The organism is Caldinitratiruptor microaerophilus, from assembly GCF_025999835.1.
GTDB lineage: Bacteria > Bacillota > Sulfobacillia > Symbiobacteriales > ZC4RG38 > Caldinitratiruptor > Caldinitratiruptor microaerophilus.
This window is the reverse complement of sequence record NZ_AP025628.1, coordinates 1,234,921-1,252,398: the sequence shown is the minus strand read 5'-3', so window position 1 is coordinate 1,252,398 and position 17,478 is coordinate 1,234,921. Positions and strand designations below refer to the sequence as shown.

Annotated in this window: 17 protein-coding genes; 13 read left to right on the top strand and 4 right to left on the bottom strand. The window is 69.7% G+C overall.

Annotated elements, in window-relative coordinates; genetic code table 11:
* Positions 1 to 13 precede the first annotated feature (13 nt).
* Entirely contained in the window at positions 14 to 1,027 is a 1,014-nt protein-coding gene (gene galE / locus caldi_RS06070) for a UDP-glucose 4-epimerase GalE (protein WP_264844212.1), read from the bottom strand.
* A 307-nt stretch (positions 1,028 to 1,334) separates the two neighbouring features.
* Here galE and caldi_RS06065 point away from each other — a divergent pair, with 307 nt between their 5' ends.
* The 5 genes from caldi_RS06065 to speB are packed head-to-tail and all read left to right on the top strand — an operon-like array spanning position 1,335 to position 5,251.
* Positions 1,335 to 2,015, top strand: a complete 681-nt coding sequence (locus caldi_RS06065) for a GntR family transcriptional regulator (RefSeq protein ID WP_264844211.1) — start codon at positions 1,335 to 1,337, stop codon at positions 2,013 to 2,015.
* A complete protein-coding gene (locus caldi_RS06060; protein ID WP_264844210.1) occupies positions 2,012 to 2,887 on the top strand; it encodes a basic amino acid ABC transporter substrate-binding protein in 876 nt (291 codons plus the stop codon). Before caldi_RS06065 ends, caldi_RS06060 begins: the two co-directional genes overlap by 4 nt.
* Positions 2,888 to 2,889: 2 nt before the next feature.
* Entirely contained in the window at positions 2,890 to 3,543 is a 654-nt protein-coding gene (locus caldi_RS06055) for an amino acid ABC transporter permease (protein ID WP_264844209.1), read from the top strand.
* Positions 3,536 to 4,255 (top strand): amino acid ABC transporter ATP-binding protein, encoded by a 720-nt coding sequence (locus caldi_RS06050; protein WP_264844208.1) that lies wholly within the window; start codon positions 3,536 to 3,538, stop codon positions 4,253 to 4,255. Before caldi_RS06055 ends, caldi_RS06050 begins: the two co-directional genes overlap by 8 nt.
* A gap of 30 nt (positions 4,256 to 4,285) precedes the next feature.
* On the top strand, positions 4,286 to 5,251 hold the full coding sequence (gene speB / locus caldi_RS06045) for an agmatinase (protein ID WP_264844207.1): 966 nt from the start codon (positions 4,286 to 4,288) through the stop codon (positions 5,249 to 5,251).
* 52 nt (positions 5,252 to 5,303) lie between these two features.
* Here speB and caldi_RS06040 read toward each other — a convergent pair whose 3' ends face one another.
* Positions 5,304 to 6,509, bottom strand: coding sequence for an aminotransferase-like domain-containing protein (locus caldi_RS06040; RefSeq protein WP_264844206.1), 1,206 nt, complete (start codon positions 6,507 to 6,509; stop codon positions 5,304 to 5,306).
* Positions 6,510 to 6,801: 292 nt separating this feature from the next.
* On the opposite strand from caldi_RS06040, the gene caldi_RS06035 reads away from it, so the two are divergent.
* The 8 genes from caldi_RS06035 to gabT all read left to right on the top strand — a co-directional run bounded on the left by caldi_RS06035 (position 6,802) and on the right by gabT (position 15,378).
* Positions 6,802 to 8,190: an aminotransferase family protein gene (locus caldi_RS06035; protein ID WP_264844205.1), complete on the top strand. Its 1,389-nt coding sequence runs from the start codon at positions 6,802 to 6,804 to the stop codon at positions 8,188 to 8,190.
* A 75-nt stretch (positions 8,191 to 8,265) separates the two neighbouring features.
* Positions 8,266 to 9,591 carry an amino acid ABC transporter substrate-binding protein gene (locus caldi_RS06030; RefSeq protein WP_264844204.1) on the top strand — a complete coding sequence of 442 codons (1,326 nt, stop codon included), beginning with the start codon at positions 8,266 to 8,268 and terminating at the stop codon, positions 9,589 to 9,591.
* An 82-nt stretch (positions 9,592 to 9,673) separates the two neighbouring features.
* On the top strand, positions 9,674 to 10,540 hold the full coding sequence (locus tag caldi_RS06025) for a branched-chain amino acid ABC transporter permease (protein ID WP_264844203.1): 867 nt from the start codon (positions 9,674 to 9,676) through the stop codon (positions 10,538 to 10,540).
* 3 nt (positions 10,541 to 10,543) lie between these two features.
* Positions 10,544 to 11,512, top strand: a complete 969-nt coding sequence (locus caldi_RS06020) for a branched-chain amino acid ABC transporter permease (RefSeq protein WP_264844202.1) — start codon at positions 10,544 to 10,546, stop codon at positions 11,510 to 11,512.
* Positions 11,509 to 12,237, top strand: coding sequence for an ABC transporter ATP-binding protein (locus tag caldi_RS06015; RefSeq protein WP_264844201.1), 729 nt, complete (start codon positions 11,509 to 11,511; stop codon positions 12,235 to 12,237). Before caldi_RS06020 ends, caldi_RS06015 begins: the two co-directional genes overlap by 4 nt.
* A complete protein-coding gene (locus caldi_RS06010) occupies positions 12,234 to 12,956 on the top strand; it encodes an ABC transporter ATP-binding protein (RefSeq protein WP_264844199.1) in 723 nt (240 codons plus the stop codon). The genes caldi_RS06015 and caldi_RS06010 overlap by 4 nt, the downstream gene beginning before the upstream one ends.
* An 18-nt stretch (positions 12,957 to 12,974) precedes the next feature.
* Complete coding sequence (locus caldi_RS06005) at positions 12,975 to 13,979, top strand: ornithine cyclodeaminase family protein (RefSeq protein WP_264844198.1); 1,005 nt, start codon at positions 12,975 to 12,977, stop codon at positions 13,977 to 13,979.
* Positions 13,980 to 14,031: 52 nt separating this feature from the next.
* Positions 14,032 to 15,378, top strand: coding sequence for a 4-aminobutyrate--2-oxoglutarate transaminase (gene gabT / locus caldi_RS06000; protein ID WP_264844170.1), 1,347 nt, complete (start codon positions 14,032 to 14,034; stop codon positions 15,376 to 15,378).
* Between the two features lie 337 nt (positions 15,379 to 15,715).
* On the opposite strand, the gene caldi_RS05995 is transcribed toward gabT, so the two are convergent.
* A complete protein-coding gene (locus caldi_RS05995; RefSeq protein ID WP_264844197.1) occupies positions 15,716 to 16,492 on the bottom strand; it encodes an SDR family NAD(P)-dependent oxidoreductase in 777 nt (258 codons plus the stop codon).
* Entirely contained in the window at positions 16,476 to 17,468 is a 993-nt protein-coding gene (locus caldi_RS05990) for an aldose epimerase family protein (RefSeq protein WP_264844196.1), read from the bottom strand. The genes caldi_RS05995 and caldi_RS05990 overlap by 17 nt, the downstream gene beginning before the upstream one ends.
* Positions 17,469 to 17,478 lie beyond the last annotated feature (10 nt).

Here is a 17,478-nt window from a genome sequence, read left to right as displayed (position 1 = left end):
CTGCGCCCCGGGATCATCCACCGGGCCATCCGCCCGCGCTGCCGGACCTGCCGCCGCCCTGCCGGCTGTGCCACCGCCAGGCGTGGCGGAGGATGTCCTCCAGCCCGTAGCGGGGCTCCCAGCCCAGCTCCCGGCGGATGCGGTCCGGGGCCGCGACGAGCCGGGCCGGGTCGCCGGGGCGGCGGGGCGCCTCGACGGCCGGCACGGGCCGGCCGGTCACAAGCTCGGCCGCAGCCAGCACCTCCCGCACCGAGTGCCCGCGGCCGGTGCCGACGTTGTAGACCCCGCCGGGGGCGCCGGCGAGGAGGTGGCGGACGGCGAGGAGGTGGGCGTCAGCGAGGTCGCAGACGTGGATGTAGTCCCGGATGGCCGTGCCGTCCGGGGTGGGGTAGTCGGTGCCGAAGATCCGGAGCGGCGGCCGGGTCCCGAGGGCGGCCCCGATCGCCAGGGGGATGAGGTGGGTCTCGGGGTCGTGCGCCTCGCCGAGGGTGCCGTCGGGGTGTGCCCCGGCGGCGTTGAAGTAGCGGAGAGCCACGTAGCGGAAGCCGTACGCCCGGGCGTAGTGTGCGAGCATGCGCTCGACCCACAGCTTCGTCTCGCCGTAGACGCTGGTCGGGCGGAGGGGGTGGTCCTCGGGGATCGGCACGGTCTCCGGCTCTCCGTAGACGGCCGCGCTCGAGGAGAACACGACCCGCGTGACGCCGTGCGCCCGGAGGACGTCGAAGAGCGCGGCGCTCTTGACCACGTTTCCGTGGTGGTAGCGGGCCGGGTCAGCCATCGACTCCCCCACGGCGATGAGCCCGGCGAAATGGATCACGGCGTCGAACGGCCGCCCGGTCAGGAGAGCCGCCAGCCGCTCCCGGTCGCCGGCATCTGCCTGCACGAATTCCGCCCGGGGGTCGACGGCCTCCCGATGTCCCCGGCTCAGGTCGTCCACGACCACGACGGAGTCGCCGGCGTCCAGGAGGGCGCGGACCGTGTGGCTGCCGATGTACCCTGCTCCGCCCGTGACCAGAATCGTGGCCAACACCCCTGCCTCCTCGGATGAACCCCCGCGCTGGGCCGCGGCGAGGCCGCACGCAGCATCGGGGCGCCGGCACGTGCGGCGCGGCGAAGATACCAGGCCTGCTGCTCGTGTTTCGAGCAGCGGGCTGCGTGTTCCTCCGCGGGCCCGTTGGAAGATCGCTGACAAGCAGGAAGGAGTCCTCCGCGGCCTTGTCGAATCGGCAAGCTGTCGACAAAATGAACGTCTAACAATCGAACAGTCGACACCATGCAGTGGCAATTGCCTGTACAGACGCGCTGTGTGACGGGGGACGCGGATGGGAGAGCACATGGAGCCCGTCGATCGCGAGCTGCTGACCGACCGAGTGGCGGGGCGCCTCCGGACGGCCATCGAGGTCGGGCACCTCCGGCCGGGGCAGCGGCTCGTCGAGATCGAGCTGTCGCGGGAACTCGGCGTCAGCCGGGCGCCTCTCCGGGAGGCGCTGAGACAGCTGGAAAAGGAGGGACTGGTAGAGAACAAGCCGGGCCGCGGCTGCGTGGTGGTCACCTTCACCCCCGCCGACGTCGAGGAGATCTACTCGCTCCGGAGCGCCATCGAGGCGCTGGCCGCGCGCCTCGCCGCGGCGCGGCCCGATCCGGCGGCGCTGGACGGGCTGGACGGGGTCATCGACCGTCTGCAAGATCCTGACCTGCAGTACCCCGACGTGGTGGAGATCGACCTCGAGTTTCACGACATGCTCTGCCGGCTACCCGGGCACCGTCGCCTGCACGCCGTCTTCCGCATGCTCCGGAGCCAGACCCGGATGCTGCTGACGCTCTTCGGCGCCAGCGCCCACGATCCGGAGCTGGTGGTCCGGCAGCACCGGGCCATCGTCGACGCGCTCCGGCGGGGCGACGGGGAAGCCGCAGCACGGGCCGTCCTGGCCCACCTCGCCGACGCTCGGGCGGACCTGCTCGCCGCCCTCGGCGTGGACCCCACGACACCTCTCACGAAGGAGGATCCGTCATGAAGCGCCTGGCCCTGGTAGGAGTCATCCTGAGCCTCGTCCTCAGCATGGCGGGCTGTGGAGGCGGTCAGCCGGCCGCACCGCAATCGGGCCAGAGCTCGGCCACGCAGTCATCGCCACAGTCCCAGCCCGCGGCGCAGGCCCCGTCCGCGCCCCAGCCGTCCGCCGGCGCAGCGCCTCAGGCACCCGAGGGCGGGCACATCGCGGCGATCAAGAAGGCGGGCAAGCTCGTGATCGGCACCTCGGCGGACTACCCGCCCTTCGAGTCCCTCGACCAGAACAACAACATCGTCGGCTTCGACATCGACCTGGCGCGGGAGATCGCCAAGGAGCTGGGGGTCGAGCTGGAGGTCCTGAACATCACCTTTGACGGGCTCATCCCGGCCCTCCTGGCCAAGAAGTTCGACTTCATGATCGCCGGGCTCACCATCACCGAGGAGCGAAAGAAGAGCGTCGACTTCTCCAAGCCCTACATGTCCGGCGGCAACGCGATCGTGGTCCACAAGGACACGCAGGGGATCTCGAAGCTCGACGACCTGAAGGGCAAGACGATCGCCGTGCAGCTCGGCAGCGCCCAGGACCAGATCGCCTCCAAGGTCGAGGGGGCCCAGGTCAAGCGCTATCCGCTGTACACCGACGCCGCCATGGCGGTGGCCACGAAGCAGGTCGACTCGATGATCCTGCACAGCGTCGTGGCCAAGGCGTTCGTGGCCCAGGACCCGCGCCTGAAGATGGTGGCCGAACTCGACCCCGTCGACACCGGGATCGCCTTCCGGCCCGACTCGGACGACCTGCGGGAGTTCGTCGACCAGGTGCTTGACAAGATGAAGCAGGACGGCCGCATGGATGCGCTCGTGAAGAAGTGGTTCAAGTAGACATGGATTTCGGGATCATCCGCTCGTCGCTGCCCTTCCTTCTCCAGGGGGCCGTCCGGACGATCGAGATCACCGTCCTCGCCGTGGCGATCGGGATCGCGCTGGGCACGGTCCTGGGGCTCGCCCGCCTGTCCCGGGTGACCTGGATCGCCGCGGCGGCCGAGGTTTACATCGAGGTCATCCGCGGCACGCCCCTGCTCGTACAGCTGTTCATGGTGTTCTACGGGATTCCCCAGGTCCTGCAGATCCACATGAACGAGTTCGTCGCCGGCGTCGTCGCCTTCGGGCTGAACTCCGCCGCCTACGTCGCGGAGATCATCCGGGCGGGGATCCAGTCGATCGACCGGGGGCAGACGGAGGCCGCGCTGTCGCTCGGGCTGCCGCCGCTCAGCGTGATGCGCTACGTCATCCTGCCGCAGGCCTTCAAGCGCATCCTGCCGCCGCTGGTCAACGAGTTCACGTCCCTCCTCAAGAACTCGTCCCTGGTGGCCACCATCTCCGTGGTCGAGCTCACCCGGGCGGCCCAGCTCATCACCGCCCGCACGTTCAAGGCCTTCGAGATGCTGACCACCATCTCGGTCATCTACCTGGTCATGACCCTGTCCCTCTCCCGGGTCGCCCGGGCTCTCGAGCGGAGGTGGCGGGTCAGTGATTAGGACCGTCGACCTCGGCAAGCGCTTCGGTTCGCTCGAGGTCCTGCGCGGCATCAACCTGCACGTGCGGCAGGGCGAGGTCGTCTGCGTCATCGGCCCGAGCGGCTCCGGCAAGAGCACACTCCTCCGGTGCATCAACTTCCTCGAGCAGCCCACCTCCGGCGAGGTGTGGGTGGACGGGAAGCGGGTTGAACCCGGCCCCGGGCTGCAGGCGGTCCGGCGCGAGGTCGGGATGGTGTTCCAGCGCTTCAACCTGTTCCCGCACATGAACGTGCTGCAGAACATCATGCTCGCGCCGGTGAAGGTCCGCGGGATGGCCCCCGCGGAGGCAGAGGAGCTGGCGCTTCAGCTCCTGGCCAAGGTGGGCCTGCGCGACAAGGCCCGGGCCTTCCCCAACCACCTCTCCGGGGGGCAGCAGCAGCGGGTCGCCATCGCCCGGGCGCTGGCCATGCGCCCGCGGGCCATGCTCTTCGACGAGCCGACCTCGGCGCTGGACCCCGAGATGATCAAGGAAGTCCTGGAGGTCATGCAGGAACTGGCCGCGGAGGGCATGACGATGCTGGTCGTCACCCACGAGATGGGCTTCGCCCGGGAGGTGGCGGACCGGGTGATCTTCATGGACGAGGGCCGGATCGTGGAGGAGGGCCCGCCCGGGCAGGTCTTCTCCGAGCCCGCTCACGAGCGCACGCGGGCCTTCCTGAGCAAGGTCCTCTGAACGCAGACACCGCATCCGGGAGGGCTTGTCTTGCCCAAGTACCAGCCTGCCAACTCGCTCGAGTCCCCGCGCTTCTCCGGGGTCCGCACGTTCATGCGCCTGCCCCACGTGCGCACGACGGAGGACGTCGACTTCGCCCTGGTCGGGATCCCGTTCGACGACGCGACCACCCACCGCTCGGGAGCCCGGTTCGGCCCCGAGGCGATCCGTCGCTCGTCGATCATGCTCCGCCCCTGGAACCCCGCCCTGGACATCGAGATCTTCCGGTACCTCTCGGGGGTCGACTACGGCGACGTGCCGGTCGTGCCGGGCTACATCGAGGATACCTACGAGCGCATCGTCCAGACGTTCACGCCGCTCTTCGCGGCCGGCGTGATCCCCCTCGGGATGGGGGGCGACCACTCGGTCACGCTTGGCGAGCTGCGGGCCTGCGCGAAGGTGCACGGGCCGGTGGCCCTCGTGCATGTCGACGCCCACCTGGACACGCTGGACGAGTACTTCGGCCGCAAGTACAACCACGGCACCCCGTTCCGCCGGGCCGTGGAGGAGGGCCTGCTGGACGTCGCCCACTCGATCCAGGTGGGCATCCGGGGCTCGAACTACGGCCCGGAGGATTACGTGGGTACCCGGGAGCTCGGATTCGAGCTCATCACCATGTACGAGGTGCAGGACATCGGCGTCCCGGCGGTGATCGAGCGGATCCGGAGGCGGGTGGGGGATCGCAAGGCGTTCTTCACCTTCGACATCGACGCCGTCGATCCGGCCTACGCGCCGGGCACCGGTACCACCGAGGTGGGCGGGTTCACGTCCCGGGAGGCCCTGCAGCTCGTGCGGGGGCTCCAGGGACTGAACTTCGTCGGGTTCGACGTGGTGGAGGTGCTTCCCGCCTACGACCCCGGCGAGATCACGGCCTACCTGGCCGCGAACATCCTCTACGAGATGATCTCGCTGGTGGCTCTGCAGCGGCGCGCGGCGCTGGCGGTGGGCCGGTCCTGACGCCGGTCCGCCGGCGGAGCCGGCGTCAGGACCCGGGGCGCCGGCGCCGGGGTCACCGGAGGAACCGCCGCAGGGCGGCGCCGAGCCGGCGCACTCCCTCGTCGAGCGCCTCCGGCGGCGCGTAGCTGAACGACAGCCGCAGCCGGGCGCGCGAGGGGGCCTCACCGGGCAGGTAGAAGTGCCGCCCCGGCACGTACGCCACGCCCTCGGCCCGGGCGGCGGCGAGGAGGTCCTCTTCCGGGACCGGCTCCGGAAGGGTGAGCCACACGAAGTAGCCGCCCGCCGGCTCGGTCCACGTGACCCCTTCCGGCATGTGCGCCCGCAGCGCCTGCACCAGTCGGGCGGCGCGCTCCCGGTAGGCGGCCCGCAGGCGCTGGAGCCGCGCCTCGAGGTCCGTCCCCCGCAGGTACTCGCCCACCAGGGCCCGGCTGAACGGGTGGTCCAGGTCCTTCTTGTACAGGGCCATCGCCTCGATGACCGGCGCAGGGCCCACGGCCCACCCGATCCGCAGGCCGGGGGCGATCACCTTCGACAGCGACCCGATGTGGATCACGCGCCCACCCGTGTCGAGCTGCTTCAGGGCCGGCGGCGGCGGCGAGAAGAAGAGTTCGGCGTACGCCGCATCCTCGGCGATCAGGAAGTCGAACTGCTCTGCCAGGTCCAGGAGGGTCCGGCGGGCTGCTTCGGGGAGCGTGGTGCCGGTCGGATTCTGGAACGTGGGCCCGGTGTAGAGAAGGCGGGGGCGCGGCTCCCCTGGGCCGGCCGTGTGCAGCAGCCGCCCCAGGGCTTCCACCTCCAGGCCGTGCGGCCCCACGGGGACTCCCCGCAGGTGCGGCGTGTAGTTGCGCAGGACCTCGAGCGCCTCCATGTACGTCGGGGCTTCCACCAGGGCAGCCACGTGCCCGTCCAGGATGACCCGGCAGAGCAGGTCGAGAGCCTGCAGGGCGCCGGCCGTGACCAGCACGGCGTCGCCGGGGCGCCACAGCCCCCGCGCCCGGAGCCCGTCGGTGAGGAGACGGTCGAGGCCGGCCATCGCGTCGGAACCCGCGTACTGGAAGGGGCGGTCCCCCTCGGCGAGGGCCAGCCGGGCGAAGGCCTCCTGCATCTCCTGCACGGGGACGGACTCGGGGAACGGGTAGCCTGCCGCCAGGTTCACGGCCCCCGGCGGCACCCGCTGCATCCAGATGCCGGGCGGGGGATAGGCCAGGGCCCGGACGGTCTCGGCGGTGAAGAAGCGCTGCCACGTCTCGCTGTGCATCCCATCGACCTTCCTTCGTTGCTGTGGCCTCTTTCGGCCTCACCGGGGGAAATCCTCTCGGCGGCCGGCAACCCGCCCGGGCGTTGGAGTTGATGCCGAAGTGCATCACCGATGCGCCGGCGCATCCCACGCTTCCCCCACCTCCCGCCCGGATGCAGTGGCAGCGCCCGCGAGCCTGCCCTCGCGGGTGCAGGTGAGAGCGGCCGGCCGGGCACGGAACTTGCTTGCCATGAGCTTGAATCGGTTCGACGTCGCGTTCCGATCACACCGCTCGGATGGGGTGAGTCCTGTCATGACGACGTCCCGCGGGATTCCGGCAGAAGAGGCCCAGAAGGCGCTGTCGGAGGACCTGGACCACGTCTGGCACCCGCTCCTGCAGCACAAGACGCTCCGGGAGAATCCGCCGCTCCTCATGGTGGCGGGCCATGGCGCCACCGTGGTCGACGCCGAGGGGCGCGAGTACATCGACGCCTTCGCAGGGCTGTGGTGCGTCAACGTGGGCTACGGCCGCACCGAGATCGCGGAGGCGGCCTACGAGCAGCTGCGCAAGCTGGCGTACTACCCGCACACCCAGGCGAACGTCCCGGCCGCGCTCCTGGCCGACCGGGTGAGCCGGCTTGCGGGCATGGAGCACACCTACTTCGTCAACAGCGGCTCCGAGGCGAACGAGGCGGCCTTCAAGCTCGCCCGCCAGTACCACAAGAACCGGGGCCAGCCCGAGCGGTACAAGATCATCGGCCGGTACTACGCCTACCACGGAACCACGCTGGCGACCCTCGCGGCCGGTGGCCTGCCCGAGCGGCGGGTCAAGTACGAACCCATGCCGGACGGCTTCCTGCACGCTCCGCCCGCCTACTGCTACCGCTGCCCCTTCGGCCAGAAGTACCCGTCCTGCGGCCTGGCCTGCGCCCGGTACATCGAGTACATGATCGAGGCCGAGGGCCCGGAGACCGTCGCGGCCATCGTGATGGAGCCGATCCAGAGCGGCGTCGGCGTCCTGGTCCCGCCGGACGAGTACCTGCCCACCGTGGCGGAGATCGCCCGCCGGCACGGGGTGCTCCTCATCATCGACGAGGTGATCAACGGCTTCGGCCGCACGGGCCGCTGGTTCGCCCACCAGCATTACGGGATCCGGCCGGACCTGATGGCTGTCGCCAAGGGCATCTCGAGCGGCTACCTGCCGCTGGCGGCCACCCTGGCCACCGACGAGGTGTTCCAGGGCTTCCTGGGCGATCCTGCCGAGGGCCGGCACGCCATGCAGGTCAACACCTGGGGTGGCCACGCCGGGGCGTGCGCGGCGGCCCTGAAGAACATCGAGCTCATGGAGCGCGAGGACCTCGTGGGCAACGCCGAGCGCGTGGGCGCCCACCTCATCGCCGGCCTCCGGAGCCTGAGCCACCACCGCTGGTTCGGCGAGGTGCGGGGCAAGGGCCTTCTGGCCGCGCTCGAGCTCGTCGAGGATCCGGATACCCGGCGGCCGCTTGCCGGCGCCCTCTTGAACCGCATCGCGGCCGCCTGCCAGGCGAGGGGGGTGATTGTCGGCAAGTACGCCGGCTGGAGCGCGAGCGGCGTCGGCACGGGTACGGCCCTGCTGTTCTCCCCGCCGCTCGTCCTGACCCGGGAGGAGGCCGACCGCATCGTGGCGGTGGTCGATGAAGCCCTGCGGGAGGTCGGCGGCTAGCCGGGCCGCCGGCCCGGGGCCAACGCAGACCCGGCAGAACCAGCAGAACCCGCAAGAATCACGGAGGGGAGTTGCATGGACAAGGCACGCAAGTGGAAGCTCTTTGCCGCTGCCATGGCCCTGGTCTCCGTCGCCGTCAGCGGCTGCGGAGGAAGCTCCGGCGGAGGCGGGGGCGCGGCCCCCGGCGGCGGCCAGCCGTCGGGTTCCGGGGGCGCGGCGGCGAGCGGCGGCGGCCAGGCGCGGGACTTCTTCAAGGTCGGCGTGATCACGTCGCTGTCGGGCGAGGACAACTTCGGCGGCAACCTGACGAAGCAGGGGTACCAGGCCTGGGCCGATTACGTGAACGAGCAGGGCGGCATCGAGATCGGCGGCAAGAAGTACCAGGTCAAGCTCTACTTCGCCGACGACCAGTCCAAGCCCGCCAGCGGTGCCGACGCCATCGAGCGGCTCATCAACACCGAGAAGGTCGACTTTGTGCTCGGCCCGTACACCTCCGGCGTCACGATCAGCGTCGGGGCCATCACCGAGAAGTACAAGGTCCCCCACATCACCGGGTCGGCCGAGTCGCCGAAGGTGTGGGAGAAGAAGTACAAGTACACGTTCGGTACGATCCCCGCGGTGAGCGCGATCGGGCCGGCGGCGATCGACTTCTTTGTGACGTTGGACCCGAAACCCCAGAGCATCGCCATCATCGGGCTGGACGACGCCTTCTCCAAGGCGACGGCCGACTCCCTCAAGGCGGCGGCCGAGCAGAAGGGCCTCAAGGTGGTCCGGACCGACATCGTCCCGGTCAACACGGACTTCACCCCGATCGTCACCGCCCTCCAGTCCCTCAACCCGGACATCGTGGCGATCGGCAGCCACGAGAAGGCGGCCATCGAGATCATCAAGGCGGCCAAAAGCCTGGGATTCAGCCCCAAGATCTGGTTCCAGCACTACGGCATGACGAACGCCAGCTTCCTGAAGGCTCTCGGGCCCGACGCCGAGTACGTCTTCGGCGCGACCTACTGGCTGCCGAACACGACGTTCACCGACCCGGTGTTCGGGACCGTGGATAACTACGTGAAGTACTACAGTGCCAAGTTCGGGCACGCCCCTGACTACACCGAGGCGGCCTGCACCGCGGCCGGCGTGGTGTTCGGGGAGGCCCTGAAGCAGGCGGGGCTGACGCCGCCGCTCGACCAGGCCGAGAAGGACAAGCTCGTCGAGACCCTGGAGAAGATCAACGTGACCACGGCCTTCGGCCCCGTGAAGTTCACGACGGAAGGGCCCCTCTACCACGACAACGTCGGGCTGACGCCCATCATCGTCCAGTGGCAGGGCGGCAAGACGGTGTCGGTTTCCGGCCAGAACCCCATGGCCAGGCCCGCCTACCCGACGCCGCCGTGGAACAAGCGCTGATCCGTGGCTGGCGGGGGCGCCGGGTCCGAACGGGGATCCGGCGCCTTCCGCCAGACCGCCCGCCGGAGAAGGGAGTGCCCGGATGCACCTCTTCCTGCAGACGCTCATCAACGGCCTTCTGATCGGTGGACTCTACATCGCCATCAGCCTGGGGTTTTCCCTCAGCTTCGGTGTGATGGACGTCGTGGACTTCGCGGTCGGCGAGTGGGTCATGGTCGGTGCCTTCACGGCGTACTTCCTTCAGCAGGCGACGGGCTGGGATCCCCTGCTGCTCATGCCCTTCAGCTTCGCCGTGACCTTCGCCCTGGGGCTGGCCGTCCACCCGTTCCTGCACCGGGTAACCGGCGGCCGCCGGCCCCGGCCGGCCCTGATGGGCCTCGTCTTCACCTTCGGCGTCGCCACGCTGCTGCGGGGGTCGGCGCTCACCGCGTTCGGGTACGACTTCCGTTCCCTGCGCACCCAGTTCACGGGCAGCATCTCGCTGGTCGGCCAGATCCCGACCCTGCGGCTCGTGACGGGGCTGATCGCCCTCGGGCTGACTCTGGCCGCCCTGGGCGTGCTGTACCGGACCCGGTTCGGGATGGCGGTGCGGGCCACGGCCCAGGACAAGGTGAACGCCGCGCTCCAGGGGGTGGACATCCGCCGGCTCTCCGCCCTGGTCTATGCCCTCCACACGGGGCTGACCGGGATGGCGGGGGCGCTCCTCGGCGCGCTCTTCTCGGTGTGGGCGGAGATGGGCGTCCGGTACACCATCTTCGCCTTCTTCGTCGTGGTCCTGGCGGGGATGGGCTACCTGCCCGGCGTGATCGCCGCCAGCCTGGCCCTGGGTGTCCTGCAGTCCTTCGTCGCCACGTACCTGGGAGCCCAGTACACCCTCCTGATCCTCTTCGGCGCGCTCTACCTCGTCCTGCTGGTGGCGCCGAGGGGTCTCTTCGGGAAGGGGGTGTAGGCGGTGGGTCGCTCGCTGCGCCTGGTGGCGCTCGCAGCCGGCCTGGGCGTGCTGCTCACCGTCCCCCCGGCCCTGCCGGCGTTCTGGCTCCGGGTCCTCACCGGCATCTGGCTGTGGGCCGCCCTCAGTCAGAGCTGGAACATCATCGGCGGGTACACGGGCTACCTGAACTTCGGGCACGGTGCCTTCTTCGGGATCGGCGCCTACGTGACGGCGCTCGGCATGAACGAGCTGGGCCTGCCGTTTGCGGCCACGCTCCCGCTGGGCGGGCTCCTGACGACCCTCCTGGCGGCTGCCATCGGCATCCCCACGCTCCGGCTGCGGGGGCCGTACTTTGCGATCGCCACGTGGGCCTTCGGTGAGATGGTCAAGCAGGTCGCTCTCGTTCTCGAGTTCACCGGCGGCCCCCACGGCATTCAGGTGGACTCCCCGCTCAACGACACGCTCGTGTACTACATCACGTTTGGCGCCTTCCTGCTGACGATGGCCGTGACATGGTGGCTCCTCGAGCGCGCGCCCTTCGGGCAGAAGCTGCAGGCCATCCGGGAGAATGAGATGGCAGCGGAGTCCCTCGGGATCGACACCACGCGGGTGAAGCTCCAGGCCTTCGCCCTCTCCGCGTTCTTCCCCGGGGTGCTGGGGGGCATCTACACGTACTGGATCACGTTCATCCACCCGCAGAGCGTCCTGGACGTCTCCGTGACGGACCAGATGGTCGTGATGGTCCTCCTCGGCGGGCTGGGCACGTACTGGGGCCCCGTGCTCGGCGCGGGCATCCTGTGGCTCCTCAACCGGGTCATCTGGGCGTACTGGGGCGAGTCGGTGTTCTACCTGGTCCTCCTCGGTCTCGCCGTCTGCGCGGTGGTGCTCTACCTCCCCGACGGCATCGTGGGGCTGTTCGAGGGCCGCCGCGGCGGGCGCTGGCGGGAGAACGCCCGCTACCTTCTCCGCCGTCTGGGGGTGGGGGCATGAGCGCGCTGCTCGAGGTCCGGAACCTTGCCCGCTCGTTCGGCGGCATCCGGGCGGTCGACGGGGTGTCGCTCACCGTCGAGGGCGGGGAGATCGTTGGCATCATAGGTCCCAACGGCAGCGGCAAGTCCACCTTCTTCAACCTCGTCGCCGGCGTGCTCCCGCCCGACGGCGGCAGCGTCCGGTTCGCCGGGCACGACGTCACGGGCTGGCGGCCCCACCGCATCGCCCGGCTGGGCCTCGGCCGGACCTTCCAGATCCCCACGCCGTTCCTCAAGATGACGGTGCGCCAGAACCTCCTGGTCGCCGGCATGGCCCAGCCCCAGGGGCGGTCCGCGAAGGAGCTGGCGAGGGCGGCCGGGCACTGGCTCGAGTTCCTGCGGCTCGCCCACCTGGCGGACGAGCCGGCCGAGAACCTCTCGGGCGGCCAGATGAAGCTGCTCGAGCTGGGGCGGGTCCTGATGATCTCCCCCCGGCTCATCCTCCTGGACGAGGTCGCCGCGGGCGTGAACCCGGTGCTGGCCCGGGAGATCGCCGGGTACATCCGGACCCTGAACGGCCAGGGGATCACGTTCCTGGTCATCGAGCACGACATGGATCTCATCCAGGACCTGTGCTCCCGCGTCATCGTGATGGACCGGGGCCAGAAGATCGCCGAGGGCGACTTCGACGCCGTGAAGGCGAATCCGCAGGTCGTTGCGGCCTACCTGGGGAGTGACGAAGCGTGATCCGGGCGGAAGGTGTCGTGGCCGGGTACGGCAAGCAGGAGATCCTCCACGGGGTCGACGTCGAGGCCCTTCCCAGCGGGATCACGGCCATCTTCGGGCCGAACGGGAGCGGCAAGTCCACCCTGCTCAAGGTCCTCGCCGGGGTCGTCGACGTGTGGCGGGGCCGCCTCTTCCTCGGCGACGAGGACATCACCCGCCGGACCGGCCACCTCCGCACCCAGCTGGGCATCGCCACGGTGCCGCAGGGGGGACGGGTCTTCCCCTACCTGACGGTGGAGGAGAACCTCCTGATGGGGGCCTACCTCGTCCGGGACCGCGCCGAGGTGCGGCGGCGCCGGGACCAGGTCCTGGCCCGCTTTCCGGAGCTGGCGAGCCGGCTCCGGCAGCCGGCCGGCACCCTGAGCGGCGGGCAGCAGATGCTCGTGAGCCTTGCCCGGGCGCTGATGCACAACCCGCGGGTGCTCCTCCTCGACGAGCCCTCCGCGGGGTTGTCCCCAGCCCTCGTGCAGCATGCGTTCCGGGAGGTCCAGGCGCTTGCGCAGACCGGCGTGCCCATCGTGCTCGTCGAGCAGAACGTGCGGCAGGCCCTGCGCATCGCCGACCGGGTCTACATCCTGGTGCAGGGCGAGGTCCGCTTTTGCGGCACGCCCGGGGAGCTGGCGGGGCATCCGGAGCTCATCCAGCTCTACCTGGGGATCCAGAACCGCCGGCCGGCCTGAAGGAGGCTTCCGCAGGGGATGCTCATCCTCAGCGCGCAGGACCAAGCGCGGGCGCTTGCCATGCCCGAGGCGATCGAGGCGGTGGGCGAGGCCCTGTCCCACTTCTCCGGGGGCCGTGCGAACGTGCCCCTGCGCACCGGCATCCCGGTCCCGGAGCAGGGGGCGACCGCCCTCTTCATGCCGGCCCTGGTGGCGGGGGCGGGCAGCCTCGGGGTGAAGTACGTCTCCGTCTTTCCCCGCAACGCCGGGCGGGACAAGCCGGTGATCCACGGGGCGGTGCTGCTGGCAGACCCCGAGACGGGCGAGCCGCTGGCCCTCCTCGAGGGGTCGTACCTGACCGCGCTTCGGACGGGTGCGGCTTCCGGGCTCGCCACCCGGTACCTGGCGCGGCCCGATGCCGCCGTCGCGGCGATCATCGGCACCGGCACCCAGGCCCGGATGGCGCTGCGCGCGGTGGCGGCGGTCCGCCGCCTGCGCGAGGTGCGCCTTTACAACCGGCGCCGGGAGAAGGCCGAGACGTTCGCCCGGGAGCTGGCGGCCCAGCTGGGGCCGGAGGTGCCCCGTCTTCAGGTCTCCCCGGACCCCGGTGAGGCGGTGCGGGGGGCAGACATCGTCGTCACGGCGACGACCTCCCACACCCCCGTGTTCCCGGCCGGAGCTGTCGGGACTGGGGTGCACATCTGTGCGATCGGGTCGTTCCGGCCGGACATGCAGGAGGTGCCGGGAGAGGTCGTGGCCCGTGCGGACAAGGTGGTGGTGGAGTCGCGCGAGGCCGCGCTGGCGGAGGCCGGCGATCTCCTGATCCCCATCCGTGAGGGGCTGTGGGAAGCGGGCCGCCTCCACGCCGAGCTGGGGGAGATCCACAGCGGCCACCGGCCGGGCCGGGAGCGGGCGGACGAGCTCACGCTCTTCAAGTCCGTGGGCCTGGCGGTCATGGACGTGGTCGTCGGCCGCCGTATCTACGAGCGGGCCCGGCAGCTCGGGATCGGCCAGGAGGTGGACCTCGGGGTCTTCCCGTCGTAGACGTCCATCCGCCGTTTGCGCACAACCCGTCGAAGTTCCAGTCGGAGGAGAGATGCGTGTGTCCAGGACGGTGCAGATCCGCACGCCCATCCCCGGTCCGCGTTCCCAGGAGCTCCTGCGCCGGCGCGAGGCGGCGGTTCCGCGGGGCGTGGCCAACGTCGCCCCCATCTTCGCCGCCGAGACCCGGGGCGCCACGCTCACGGATGTCGACGGGAACGTGTTTCTCGACTTCGCCGGTGGCATCGGCGTCCTGAACCTGGGCGCGAACCACCCCGAGGTGGTCGCGGCGGTCAAGGAGCAGGTGGACCGTTTCCTGCACACCTGCTTCCACGTCACCATGTACGAGCCGTACGTCCGACTGGCCGAGGAGCTGAACCGCCTCACCCCGGGCGACTTCCCCAAGAAGACCGCTCTCTTCAACAGCGGCGCCGAGGCCGTGGAGAACGCGGTGAAGCTCGCCCGCCGCTACACCGGGCGCCCGGCGGTGATCACGTTCACCCACGCCTTCCACGGCCGCACGCTCCTCGGCATGAGCCTGACGGCCAAGGTCTCCACGTACAAGTACGGCTTCGGGCCCTTCGCCCCGGAGATCTACCGCCTCCCCGCCGTCTACCCCTACCGCTCGCCCTTTGCCGATCCGGCCGCCACTGCCCGCCACGCCCTGGAAGACGTCCGCCGGGCGATCGAGGACGAGATCGGCCCCGACAAGGTGGCCGCGCTGATCATCGAGCCGGTGCAGGGCGAGGGCGGATTCCTGGTCCAGCCGCCGGAGTTCCTGCGCGGCCTCCGGGCGCTGTGCGACGAGTACGGTATCGTCTTCATCGCGGACGAGATCCAGACCGGCTTCGGGCGCACGGGCCGCTTCTTCGCCGTCGAGCACTCGGGCGTGGTCCCGGACCTGGTGACGATGGCCAAGTCGCTGGGCGACGGGCTGCCGATTTCCGCCGTCACGGGGCGGGCGGAGATCATGGACGCCGCGCAGGTCGGCGGCCTGGGCGGGACGTACGGCGGCAACCCCGTCGCCTGCGCGGCCGCCCTCAAGGTCATCGAGGTGATGGAGCGCGACCGGTACGTGGAGCGGGCACAGGCGGTGGGCGAGCGCGTCCTGGCCCGCTTCCGGGACTGGCACGAGCGCTTCGAGCTGGTGGGTGACGTGCGGGGGCTCGGCGCCATGGCCGCCATCGAGCTGGTGAAGGACCGCGCGACGAAGGAGCCGGCCACGGAGGAGACCGCGGCCATCTTCAAGCGGTGCTACGAGAACGGCCTGATCCTCATGAAGGCCGGCCACCACAACCAGGTGATCCGGTTCCTGGCCCCCCTGGCGATCACCGACGAGCAGCTCGACGAGGGCCTGGACATCCTCGAGGAGGCGATCGCCTCCGTGTCGCGGACGCGCTGAGGGCGGCGGTCCGGGCTCCGCGCGGCCGGCCTGTGTGGCCGGCCGCGCCGCGTTGTGCGCCCGGCATGGGAGCTGACGTATATACCAAACCAAGCGATACGCAAAGCGATCTCGCGAGTATTCGTGTTCGTATGCTTTTCGAGGCTTCGGGCCTATGCCAATCGCGCTAACCCGCTTGCCGACAGGCTTCTCCAGTACTCGTGTGCTCGAGACGACCCCGAAACTGTCGAACTCCGGTGCGGTCCACGCCGCGAGTTCCTCGTGTGAACACCACGCCCGGTGTGCGCCCCGCCGATGCGGCAACGCCACCGGGCGCTCGTTCGTGTGGCGACGGGTCTCAGAATGTGATGCTGAGGCCGCCGTCGACCACAACCGTGGTTCCGGTCATATAGGTGTTTCGCGGAGAGCACAGGAACAAGACGACCTCGGCGACCTCCTCCGGCCTGGCAGGCCGCGCCAGGGGGATGCGCCGTCCTTCGATGTAAACCCTGCGGAAATCCTCGGTTTGCAACTCGTTGACACCGTTTACGACTGACATGTCCGTGTCCACGAAACCCGGAGCGACGTTGTTGACCAGAATCCCGTGGGGGGCGAGGTCGCAGGCCATGGCGCGGGCCATTCCTCCGACCGCCCCCTTGGCGGCGTCATAGTGTGTGGCCGCCCGCTCGCCCAGGAACTCGTGAACGGACGTGACGTTCACGATGCGACCTCCGCGACCCTGCCGGATCATGACCTCGGCAGCCCTTTTCGAACAGTGATATGTTCCGTGGAAGATAACTTCCACGACGCGGTACCACTCGGCGAATGGCTCCGTCTGAGGGAACGGCGAAGGGTAGAAGACGCCCGCGTTATTCACTAGGATATCCAGGCCACCAAACGTGTCGAGCGTTCGCGCCATGGCCGCATCGACTTCGTCCGGCCGGCGCACGTCCACGTGCACGTATACTGCTCTCCCGCCGGCTTCCCGCAAGGTGGAGGCCACGTGCTCACCTTGCGCCTCGAGCACGTCAGCGACAACCACCGCAGCGCCTTCTCGGACGAGGGCCCTGGCGATGGCGGCGCCGATGCCCCGGGCGGCACCGGTCACGAAGGCCACGTTACCGCTGAGTTCCACACCCTTTCACCTCGCCCCCGTCGGTAATCTCGTATACCTCATGCACCCCTGAGTAGAAAACGACAGTCACGTCGGCCTTCAGCGACTCGCCCGGGGCGAGCCGGTTTGCCCGGCCCGAAGCGACCGCATCGGCCAACCGGTACGGGTAGCCGGTACAGGGCTCGAGAATGGTGGTGTAAAGGCCCCGCCACCCTCCATAGGCACCGAAGATCCACACGGAGCGGAAAACGTCGGACGGGAATACAAGGCCGATCCCGACGAGTGCCTCCGGATCGGTGAGGGCGCACCATCCGGCACGCAGCCCGTAGGTGTACACTAGTTCCGTGACACCCGCCTCCGGTCCTGGCACATGGCGAACGTCTAGCCCGTCCGTCACCGGCCACGGGAACGGTTCCGCGTGTCCGACGCGACCGGTGTATCCTTGTTCCATCCGTGCTTCGGTTGCCGGCAGATCGATCCTGTAGCCCGGGGCCACGGATAGAGCCGGGTGGAGCTTCCAGAGGAAGTCAAAGGGACGGTAGCCCGTGTTGCTTATCTGATAGAAAAGCCGCAACTGCCGCTCGCCCGTCCGCAGGACAAGGCGCCGTTCCACCATGGCCGGAGTGATCGGGGTGGCGCGTGTAAGACGTACAACCGCCTCAACGGGCCCGGCGCACTCCACGCAAGCGGTCCACGGAAGGGACCAGACCTCTCCGTGGTCCACTAGCGACTCCCCGTTGTACACCTCTGGCGCATCGTTGGGGAACAGTTCGTCCCAACCGCCGCAAAACCAGTCATCGTAGACAGCCCCGAAGGGCGCGGCCCGTGGCTCTACCCGTGGACTGTGCCACAGCCACTGCCGCCCGGACACCTTGTCGGTCAGCTCCCAGATCTTCCCACCGAGTCCGGGAAGCAGTACAACCCGCACGAATTCATTTTCGAGTATCAAAGCATCGTGACCAAGATAGCTCCAACCCGTTTCAACTCGCGCGGTCAACGTGGGCACC

What these genes read in the sequence shown, in the direction of transcription:
- caldi_RS06065 (WP_264844211.1), top strand. Translation starts at nt 1,335, where the DNA reads ATGGAGCCCGTCGATCGCGAGCTGCTGACCGACCGAGTGGCGGGGCGC.
- caldi_RS06060 (WP_264844210.1), top strand. Translation starts at nt 2,012, where the DNA reads ATGAAGCGCCTGGCCCTGGTAGGAGTCATCCTGAGCCTCGTCCTCAGC.
- caldi_RS06055 (WP_264844209.1), top strand. Translation starts at nt 2,890, where the DNA reads ATGGATTTCGGGATCATCCGCTCGTCGCTGCCCTTCCTTCTCCAGGGG.
- caldi_RS06040 (WP_264844206.1), bottom strand. Translation starts at nt 6,509, where the DNA reads ATGCACAGCGAGACGTGGCAGCGCTTCTTCACCGCCGAGACCGTCCGG.
- caldi_RS06035 (WP_264844205.1), top strand. Translation starts at nt 6,802, where the DNA reads ATGACGACGTCCCGCGGGATTCCGGCAGAAGAGGCCCAGAAGGCGCTG.
- caldi_RS06030 (WP_264844204.1), top strand. Translation starts at nt 8,266, where the DNA reads ATGGACAAGGCACGCAAGTGGAAGCTCTTTGCCGCTGCCATGGCCCTG.
- caldi_RS06025 (WP_264844203.1), top strand. Translation starts at nt 9,674, where the DNA reads ATGCACCTCTTCCTGCAGACGCTCATCAACGGCCTTCTGATCGGTGGA.
- caldi_RS06015 (WP_264844201.1), top strand. Translation starts at nt 11,509, where the DNA reads ATGAGCGCGCTGCTCGAGGTCCGGAACCTTGCCCGCTCGTTCGGCGGC.
- caldi_RS06005 (WP_264844198.1), top strand. Translation starts at nt 12,975, where the DNA reads ATGCTCATCCTCAGCGCGCAGGACCAAGCGCGGGCGCTTGCCATGCCC.
- gabT (WP_264844170.1), top strand. Translation starts at nt 14,032, where the DNA reads ATGCGTGTGTCCAGGACGGTGCAGATCCGCACGCCCATCCCCGGTCCG.